General features: G+C 45.8%; 8 protein-coding genes and 1 tRNA gene. 6 read left to right on the top strand and 3 right to left on the bottom strand.

The genetic code is table 11. From position 1 onward, the window contains the following. Positions 1–103: 103 nt before the first annotated feature. Positions 104–544: a hypothetical protein gene (locus AAB400_01205; GenBank protein ID MEK7648513.1), complete on the top strand. Its 441-nt coding sequence runs from the start codon at positions 104–106 to the stop codon at positions 542–544. Positions 545–1,048: 504 nt separating this feature from the next. On the opposite strand, the gene AAB400_01210 is transcribed toward AAB400_01205, so the two are convergent. The 3 genes from AAB400_01210 to AAB400_01220 are packed head-to-tail and all read right to left on the bottom strand — an operon-like array spanning position 1,049 to position 3,581. After that, positions 1,049–1,504 carry an RpiB/LacA/LacB family sugar-phosphate isomerase gene (locus tag AAB400_01210; GenBank protein MEK7648514.1) on the bottom strand — a complete coding sequence of 152 codons (456 nt, stop codon included), beginning with the start codon at positions 1,502–1,504 and terminating at the stop codon, positions 1,049–1,051. A gap of 11 nt (positions 1,505–1,515) precedes the next feature. Beyond that, on the bottom strand, positions 1,516–2,184 hold the full coding sequence (locus AAB400_01215) for a hypothetical protein (GenBank protein MEK7648515.1): 669 nt from the start codon (positions 2,182–2,184) through the stop codon (positions 1,516–1,518). Between the two features lie 26 nt (positions 2,185–2,210). Next, positions 2,211–3,581: an MBL fold metallo-hydrolase gene (locus AAB400_01220; GenBank protein MEK7648516.1), complete on the bottom strand. Its 1,371-nt coding sequence runs from the start codon at positions 3,579–3,581 to the stop codon at positions 2,211–2,213. Positions 3,582–3,715: 134 nt separating this feature from the next. Between AAB400_01220 and AAB400_01225 the strand changes: the two genes are divergently transcribed. The 5 genes from AAB400_01225 to AAB400_01245 all read left to right on the top strand — a co-directional run bounded on the left by AAB400_01225 (position 3,716) and on the right by AAB400_01245 (position 10,002). Continuing rightward, positions 3,716–4,105 (top strand): hypothetical protein, encoded by a 390-nt coding sequence (locus tag AAB400_01225; GenBank protein ID MEK7648517.1) that lies wholly within the window; start codon positions 3,716–3,718, stop codon positions 4,103–4,105. A gap of 31 nt (positions 4,106–4,136) precedes the next feature. Beyond that, positions 4,137–6,404: a hypothetical protein gene (locus AAB400_01230; protein ID MEK7648518.1), complete on the top strand. Its 2,268-nt coding sequence runs from the start codon at positions 4,137–4,139 to the stop codon at positions 6,402–6,404. Positions 6,405–6,494: 90 nt separating this feature from the next. Then, positions 6,495–9,434, top strand: a complete 2,940-nt coding sequence (locus tag AAB400_01235) for a lamin tail domain-containing protein (protein ID MEK7648519.1) — start codon at positions 6,495–6,497, stop codon at positions 9,432–9,434. A gap of 5 nt (positions 9,435–9,439) precedes the next feature. Further along, positions 9,440–9,910 (top strand): 23S rRNA (pseudouridine(1915)-N(3))-methyltransferase RlmH, encoded by a 471-nt coding sequence (gene rlmH / locus AAB400_01240; GenBank protein ID MEK7648520.1) that lies wholly within the window; start codon positions 9,440–9,442, stop codon positions 9,908–9,910. Positions 9,911–9,927: 17 nt separating this feature from the next. After that, a tRNA-Gly gene (locus AAB400_01245) sits at positions 9,928–10,002 on the top strand.

Raw genomic sequence — 10,002 nt, forward strand, 5'->3', positions numbered from 1 at the left:
TTGACAAAACCATTCTTTTGTGCTATACTTGCAAGCAATAAGCGTAGTATAACCATATGCTTATACATGGGAATAGGAGGCCTTATCCTTCAATGATATTGTTATGGAACAAGCATTTGAACTCACATTTGATCCGGGGAAACGGGCTGAAAAGCGCGTATTTGCACATGTCGTTGAGACCCCTGAGTTTGTCAGGTCTCAAGAAAACATTCAGGCAACAGAGCGTTCAGAACGCACAGATAAGATCGAACAGGCACGCGAGTCACTACGATCTCGCAGCGCAGAAGCAGTTGAACAAGCTTCCGAAACTGGCGTCGCATCTGAAGCCGCAACCATTACTGACCGCATCAAAGAGTTGAAAGTATCGCTTGGCGGCCCGGTAAGCTATGCATATCTTGCCAGCGCACGCGCAGGTTTTCTGGCATTACTGCCATGGACTAAGACGCATGCCCATACCAAGCTCTATGTAGCGGAACACCTCATATCTGAGGGTGATCTTTCACAAGCTGAGCAACTCTTAACAAACCTTGAACAGTCTCGTTAATCTTCGCCACAGTCAAAACGGCGAGGAATATGTAGAGGAGGGAGATGAATCGCATCTCTTCGCGCCATAGAGGCTACGGCCTTATAAGGAGCGAGGAACCAACACGATTCGCATCGGACTCGAAAGCGATGCAAAAAGCATAACGCATATTCTGTATCGCGCTATTCGAACCCCTCTACAGATTTCTCGTCGTTTTATTGTTACATTGAAGCAGAAACTTGAACGTGATAGTATTGTTAGGTTGCAGCTTTTGCATGCAGCTGCGGCAGTCTTCTCTTTCCACAAGAAAGAATCTAAATCAAAGAGTAGGACGGTATTACTGATACTGCCTCCGGGTAGTATCACAAATCTCTCTCCTCAGTACCATACCGCTCTTTGTATCAGTTTAGAGATCTGTTGTGCTAGCAATAGCGCAACGAACCGAGGACTGCCACAATTGAATGCAAATAAACGCCTCTCTTGGTGGAATGCCAAGGGAGGCGTTTGTTGTCAAGGATTCTACTTTTATCGCGCTGGAAAGGTATCAATGAGGCGGATACGGCGCTTGTGGCGGGAGAGTTTTGAAAAAGGAGTCTTCAGCCAGCAAAGTATTATAGTGAGTAATTGTGTAGAAGTGAAAAACCGCGCTCCCAAGCAAAGGATATTCGCATCATCGTCGTTGCGCGATGCGGCTGCGCTTTGCGGATTCCACGCTACTGCCGCACGGATGCCTTTTATTCTATTTGCTGCAATGCAGACTCCCTGTCCGCTTCCACAGAGAAGGATGCCTTGAGCGCCTTTGCTTTTTTTCATTGCCAATGCAACTTTTTTTGCAATAATCGGATAATCATCCGAGTCGTTTTTTTCTTTTGCGCCCATGTCAACTACGCTGTAATGCAGCTTTTCCAAAGCGGCTTTAAGCTTTTCTTTTTTTTCAAATCCCGCATGGTCCGCACCGATGTAAATCAACATTTTTTTCATACTTATAGCTCCTACCCCTTCCTTTTCGTTATTCTTTTCGCTGCTTTATTCGCCAGGGCATAGTCTTCTTTTGAAATGGGAACCACTTTGTCTTTGTCGATAAGCTCAATGAGGCGCTCGACAAGGGCGATCGGATCCGTATCGTAGACGATTTTCCCTGAACCGCGATGTCCTTGTTTGATGATTTCATGGATCATTTCCGATGTGCCTCCGCAGCCTTCGAGTACGCCAATCGGTTTCTGATCCTCGAATGCGATAGTGAATTCATTAAGCGTACCGATGCGGCCGCAGATTTCAATCACAGCATCCGTGGTACGTACCAAAAGAAGATTGCGTCCCGAATACTCAAACCCGGTGTACATGATCAGATCGAAATAATCTACGGGAAGTTTATATTTTTTCACATGCTCAAGTTCAGACCCGGCAGGTGAGATGCCAATGCTAATACCTCCCGCTTCTTTTGCGCCGATGGCTGCCCAGTAGGGTATGCCCGTTGTTGCGCCTGTGACAAGTACACCGTTGCGTTTCACAATTTCAGTGCCGATGACTTTAGCATATTCAAGGGCTTTTTCTCCGCAATAGGTCGTATCCGCCGAACCGGATACGCAAATTTTGTATTTTAAATACGTTTGTGCAAGCGGTTTGATGATATCTTCACTTGATAGTTGTTGATCGGGCATAGACGTGCATGATGAGCGTAATAAAATTATTGTTCTTCGTTAAGAATAACTGTGTCACCAAGAAGAGGTGCGCTTGCCTGTATACCCAGTTCATCGCGAATCACACGGCGCAAGCTTTCCGAGGACGCAGGCTCTCCCATGGTAACAAAAATATTTTTGATCGGCTTGTGAAACCGGCGGACAAATTCTTTGAGTTGTGATTGATCGGCATGCGCTGAATACCCGGCAATATTACGAATCTGCGCGCGCACCCGCATGCGTTTACCCATAATAGAGACCTCTCGCTGTCCATCCACAAGCTGCCGGCCTAAACTACTGACACGCGCGTATCCCACGAATACAATAGCAGAGTTTGGATCATCAAGGTACCGTTGGAAATGGTAGAGAATGCGGCTGCCGTCGCCATGAGGGTTGCCTGCCATGATGATTTTGGGCCCTGTAACGTTATTAATCGAGCGTGATTCTTCACGGGAAGCCGTAAGCTTCAAGCCGGGAAAATCAAATAAATTGTGGTTATGGGAAAGTTCTTGGCGCGCTGTTTCGTTGAAATACGACATGTATTTTTCATACACTTTCGTCGCATTAATCGCAAGCGGACTGTCGAGGAAAATGGGTATGCGCGGAATTCGGTTGTGTTCGACCAGTTCATCAAGTTCAGACAGGATTTCCTGGGTTCGTTCAAGGGCGAATGATGGTATGATAACGGTTCCACCTCGGCTATACACGTCTTCAATTGTTCGTTCGAGGATTTTTTTCCGTTCTTCATGCGGTTCGTGGATTCGGTCACCATACACAGATTCCATGACCATGTAGTCGGTATGCTCGATAGGATAAATGGTTTTCAAAAGTGGTGACGGGGAATTGCCAAGATCGCCGGTAAAAACGATTTTGGTGCCGTCGCAGTCCATTTCAATCATTGCTGAACCCAGAACATGCGCTGAATCACGCAGTGTGGCAGTGCACCCGTGTGCAAAGGAAAAAGGCGCATTGTATTCATGCGGTGTAAAAAGCTTCAGCATTCCCTCGACATCTTCTTTCCCGTATAGCAGTTCGCCACGCTGGTATTCCAATTCATGCCCCATGACTTTATACGCGTCATGAGACATGACTTCCGCCAGGTCCCGAGTAGGCGGAGTCGATATGATCGTTCCTCTAAAACCTTCTTTGTACAGCTTTGGCAGTCTGCCGATATGGTCCGCATGCGCATGAGTGATAAAGACCGTATTAATTTTTGAAGGATCAAATGGAAAAGGCTTATGGTTTTCTTCTTCCGCGAACCTTCCTCCTTGAAAAAGGCCGCAGTCTACAAGAACGCTTGCCGATCCAAGCTCGAGAAGGTAGCATGCGCCGGTTACCCCTCCGGCGCCGCCACAAAATTGTAATCGTGGGGACAACATAGTACTTCAAGTGTATCCATCTTTTATTCAAAAGACAACTCGAATATCCGACAACCTTGTGAAAATAATAAAAATATGATAAAATTAGTATAGATTCGCAACACCAAGCGAACATTATTCATCTTGATATCATTATGGCAACCCAACAGAATGCCCAACAACAGTCTACTCAAGGGCAACAAACAACCTTTCAACTGCCGGCACAGCTACCCTTCGGACCTGAAATTATCGATAGGGATATTTTTGAACTCATCGGTTTGAAGGATATAGCGGACAAAGACCGCGCAGAAATGATGACGGTCATCATGGATACCATTTACAATCGTGTCATTGCCCGCATTTTGGATAATTTTAACCCTCAGGAGCAAAAAGAGCTTGAAAAAGGACTCGAAAAGAAGGATTTGAAAAAAGTGAATGAAATGCTTGCCGGTAAGGAACTGCCGGATTATATGACGCTTCTCGCTGAAGAAACAGTGCTCTACAAAGTACAGCTTGCTACCATGTTTGCGCCAAAGGCCGCGTAAAGGCTTCTAAATAACCCTATTTCAAAAATATATGGCAGGGAGAAATCCATTTGAACGAATATGGAACGCGATCAAAGGCGCACCGAATGAATATGAAACACCGCCTCCACCCCAAGCGCGGCCTGATGTGCGTGCACCTCGCGAAGTCGATCGAACCGCTACCGAGCGTTATCGTGTAGAAGAAGGTCGTATTACGCAGGAGCGTCCGGGAAGACTTGAAGCGCGCGCAGCTACTCCGCCGAGCACAGAACTTTCAGATGCGCAGAAGGCTGCAGAAACTAAGGAATACATGGATGCCGTAATGAGGGGGCTGCAAGAGATGCGCACCAAGGAACAGGAAGTGCTGGAAAACCGCTATGGCAGAGGAATGTTGAGTGCATTTCGAGGGTTTAATCAATGGCTCCATGAAACAGATTTGGGGCGAACAGTAAAAATTGCCGGAAAAGTAGTCGGAGGCCTTTCTATGGCGGCATGTGCAGGTATGCTGGCAGGAACTCCCGGTATTGCGTTTTCCCCGGCGCTTGCATTGATGGGTAAAAAAATGGCAATTAGCGGAGCGATCGAAGCGTTTCAGTATTTTGGAGGCATGAGAAGGGAGCGAGATCCTGATACGGGGCGCATCCAAACGCAGATTGGCGGCAAGGAACGCTTACGCCGCCTTGATATGGAAGCAGGGCGCAATATGCGCGGCAACCTCGAGGTGGTTGGGCAGGATTTGCGCGACCGTTTTGACCGGGGGGAGATTGATGCTGAAGAATTCCGGCAGCGCACCATGACACTTGTTCATGACATGCAGGATAATGAAGAAGATATTTTACGCAACGATCGTGAATACGAAGATATTCGCAAAAGTAATCAGCGTGTTCGTGGATTCATAAGTACCGGCGCGACACTTGGCATAGGCCTCTTGCAGGGTATTCCATTTGGCATTCAAGACTTAGATAAGAATGGTATAGCCCATTCTGTGATAGCGCGATTTGATGGTATTCGCTGGGCAGGCAATACCGTCATGAGCCCTCTACAAAGCCTGATGGGTAATTTTGGAGAAGTGCATGGGCTTGTGGCGGGAGTTGGCGAAGGCGCTTTTGTCGGCTCAGGTTTTCCGGGTAATTTAGCCGAATATTCACACCTACTTGGTGGGCTTGGTGTAGCGGCAGCTGGTATGGCAGCGCAGACATTTCGAGAATTCGGTACGTTTGCTCAAGGTAGTCGCGCGCGCATCCGCGAATTGTTGAGCGAGAATGTGAGGATTGAGGATGGTGTTGTGGCACGCCCTGAGAACGAAGAACGAATACCTCGAGATGCTCGTCAGTATGAACATCCAATCGGCCCAGAGCCTGCGCCTACAGCACCTTCAGAACAAGCAAGAGATATTTATGGGCAACGGCGCATTGCCGAGCGACCGGAAACACCTCCTACTGACAGCGAAGAACAGGGGGGTGCTCGAGGGATCTATGGCGGCAGGCGTGCTTTGGGTGAGGGAGGCGCTGGAGAAGGAGAACAAGAACCCCCTACTCCTGTTCCAACACAGCAATACGAGAGAGCTATCGGGCCACTTCAGGAAGGTGCACAATATCTAGAGCCAATCGGTCCCGAACCGGCGCCCTCTGGTCCAGAAGGAAATGAACGCTTTACGCCATTGACTCAAGCTGAAATCCGTGATGCGGCTAATTCAAGTGACTTAGCTCGGCTTATTCTTGAGCGCTTAGGAGCGGAAAATATTCCCCCCAAACTTACGTACAAAGATTTTTCAGAAAGATTTGGTGAAATGCTTCGCAATGCAGATGCGCAAACGCGCGATACAATGCGGCAATATATTCGTGATGCATATACTGCATATGAACCTGTGGCAAAACAGCCTCGCGATGTAAAGCTTGAATCACTGCGACGTATTTCTAGTATGCCAGAATTATTGCCACCACCACCTCCGCCAGAAAATGGTGGGACACCTGAGGCGGTAGAAGCAAAAACACAAAAAGCATTACGTCGCGAAGATCTCCTTGTTCAACCCAATAACCTTCGCGGAATCGTTCTTGAGCGCATTGGCGCCGGGGCTTTTGCGGCAAAAAACATTACAGTATCGAAATTTGATACTGCACTTAATGAATGGTTAAAAACTCAAACTGATGCGAGTATCAGTCAAACGAATAAGTTTATTGAGCGCAGCAGGGAACATATTGCACGTATTGAAGGACTGCCTACTGATAATGACAAAAAGATAGTGCAGAAAAATCTAACCGCTGCGCGCGGCATTCTTGACGCACTCGAACAAAAAATTCTAACAGGAATAGTGGTATAGTTTTAGGCAATGTTGTTTTATTAAAACACCTCCGCCCGCTGCGGAGGTGTTTTTGTGATATACTGTCTTTTATGTGCCTAATGCGTTTTTATGAATATTGTTTTACAATTTTTTCTTTTCTTCTTTTTTCTTTCATCTTTTTTAATGCCCCATGTACTTTATGCAGCAGATTCGGATATTGTGATTACAGAAATTTCTGCGTATGAATCTTCCGATCACGAATGGATTGAAATCTATAACAAAGGATCAAGCGCAGTCGATCTGACGGGTTGGAAATTTTTTGAAGGCGACACAAATCATGGATTAGCGGCATTCCGTGGAGGACTTATCATACAGCCGCAAGTATATGCTGTTATTGCGGATGGTGCTGTAAACACAGCGGCAGATTACCCGCAGTACCAAGGCATACTTATCGATAGTTCATGGACAACGCTTAATGAAGGCGGAGAAATCATTGGATTAAAAAACGCCAGCGGTGCAACCATTGAGCAATTTACCTACATCAGCGCATCTGACCACTCTTTAGAGCGAGTTGATCCAACATTAGCAAACTATACAGCTTCAAATTGGAAGGAGCATCCAACAGGGAACACAATCGGAATGGCGTTCGCACAAGAAAATATACAGCAGCCACAACCATTGCAAAGCCAACAACCCTCGCAACCTCAGCAATCCTCAGTAAAGCCAAGCAAGGGATCAGTAGTTATCAATGAGCTTGTTTCTGATCCGTCTGATGAAGAAAAAGAGTGGATTGAACTGTACAACGTGACATCACAGGCCATTGATCTTTCGGGATGGAGTATTACCAATGGTTCAGGAAAAACAATTTTACTTGCAGGCATTCTCCAGGGAAGCGGTAGTCAAAAATATCTTGCCATAGAAACATCGGGAGGAATGCAAAAAAATCTGGGTGATAAAATCTCCCTTCTTGATTCGCAGAAAGACGTGATCGATAGTGTTTCCTACGGAAGTTGGGATGATGGTATCCTGGGAGATAATGCTTTGCGCGCAGTGAACCCATACTCCTTGGCGCGAAAAACAGATGGGTACAATACTCACATGAACAGCAATGATTTTATTATAACAACCACACCGACTCGAGGAGCGGCAAATGTAATTACTCGAGAACCAAACACTCAATCCGAACAACCGGCATCAAAGGAAGTTCAATCAAGGCAAGAATTATCAGTGATCATTTCAGAGCTTCTGCCAAACCCATCTTCCCATGACCCCAAAGACGAATTTATTGAACTTTACAACAATAGTGCGACAGACATTAATCTAGTTGGCTGGCGTTTGGTAGATGAAGATGAACGAGAGTTTATATTTTCCAAAAATACATTAGGTAAGATTATCCTTAAGTCCAAAGAATACGGTGTTATCGGCAGAGATAGTTCTGGAATAGCATTAAACAATATCGGAGGAGAAACACTAAAACTCTATGAACCGGGTTCACAGAAGGCGCATTTTTCGGTGCGTTATTCAGACAATGCCAAAAACAACTTAAGCTATTCTCGCGATGTGCAGGGACGTTATGTGTGGACGCTTCGCGCGACACCGGGATCCACAAACGCTATTGTCACGCCAAACCAACCACCCTCTCTCTCAATAGAGTGGCCAAAAAATATTATTGAGGGAGAAAAAGCAGTTTTTGATGCAACCGATACATTTGATCCTGATAATGATCCATTTCGCGTTGTATGGGATTTTGGTGATGGTACACAAGCAGAAGGCCTGTATGTTTCCCATGTTTTTTTGCAGAGCGGCTTAGTTACGGTTATAGCTAAAGCTCTAGATGAGGAGCATGAAGAAATGATACAAAAACGCTTATCAATTACTGCATCAAAAAACATTACTGCTCTCAAACAAGAGCAACCACAGCAGCTCATACAAGAAGATGGTGTCTACCCCATTGTTTTGAATGAACTTATGCCCAATCCCAAGGGTTCTGATAGCAGTGAATACATTGAACTCAAAAATATCGGCATGGTATCGGCAGATATTTCCGGTTGGATGCTCTTGTCGGAACAAAGCACAAAGCGCTATGTATTTGTACCGGGTACGAAGATTAATGCGCAGGCGCTGCTTGTGGTTTCGAAAAAAGAATTGCCCTTTAGCCAATCAAATGAGTATGACCGTATTGTCCTCCTCTCGCCTTCCGAGAAAGAAATTGATACGATTGATTTTGACGACGCGCCATCGGGCATGAGTTATGCGCGCACGACAAAAGGAGATTGGCTTTGGATAAAGCATGCAACTCCGGGAGTAGAAAATAATGTTGATGGTATCTATGATGAGCGGAATGATGAATGGGATAATGAAGATGATATTTCGGGGCAGAAAAAAGTTCCTTCTAAAATAACAGATACAAAAAAACAAACACAGCCGGGCATTGAATGTACTATTGCCGCTGTTCCCGGAATATTGGGCAAGAACACTGCATATTGCGCCCATCCGTTTGTACGCATACGGTTTGGGTTTCAAAACATCCAAAAATTGCAAGAAGGTGACCGTATCCGAGGCAATGGGAAGGTATCTCACTCAAATGGACAAACCCTCATAACACTCAAGAATGCTGCGGACATAAGCATTATAAGACATGGTGAGAAAGCACTCGCATCAGAGCTTGAGATAAATGATATTACGGATGGCAATTTGGGATCCCTTGCTCGTGTAGGTGGCAGTATTGTGCGAATGCAGTGGCCGTCAGTATGGATCGGGAGTGCCGAGCACGAACTTCGAGCATATGTATACAAAACAACACTGATAAAAAAACCCGAAGCGATTGTTGGTGATACCATAGATATTACCGGTATACTCGATAAAACAGCATCAGGATATAGAATCCTGCCACGATCATCCGAAGATATACGCATTACTCCTGCACAGCGCAAATCTGAGCTATTCGGCATAGTGCCAGAAAAATCAGAAAAACAAGAGAAAAAAGGCAATTATATACTTGCAACACTCGCAGCGCTTGCTATTGTTTCAGGAGGGCTTATTGTGCAGTATTTCGGAAAGAAAGGATAAAGAGTATGTATAGCATTACGCTTATTGTCGTGGGAAAGCTCAAAGAGCAGCAATGGAAATCCGCATGCGAGGAATATAACAAGCGCATGCGGCCTTTCTCGCGTATGGAAATAATAGAATTAAAAGAAGAGTCATTTGCAAAACCTTCAGAGAAGAATCGTGTTCTTGGGCTTGAGGGGAGCCGTATTGCGGAAAGGATTCCGCGCGATTCATTTGTTGTCGCGCTCGACAGAGAAGGTACGCAATACTCATCTGAGCGATTGGCACAAGCCATTAAGCAGGTTGGTGAAATGGGTGATAGGATAGTGTTTATTATCGGCGGTCCCCTGGGGCTTTCTCCAGCTATTCTTGCAAAAGCTTCCCTGCGTTTGAGTTTATCCCAGTTGACGCTTCCTCATCAGCTTGCTAGAGTAGTGCTTGCAGAACAGCTCTATCGTGCGATGACTATTCTGCACGGCAAGCAGTATCATTATTAAAACTCATCACTTATATTGCGGGTATCGTATAGCGGCTATTATGGGTCCTTGCCAAGGACCAGATGAGGGTTCGACTCCCTCTACCCGCTCCA

The organism is Patescibacteria group bacterium (assembly GCA_038065255.1).
Classification (GTDB): domain Bacteria; phylum Patescibacteriota; class Patescibacteriia; order JACQRZ01; family JACQRZ01; genus JBBTRI01.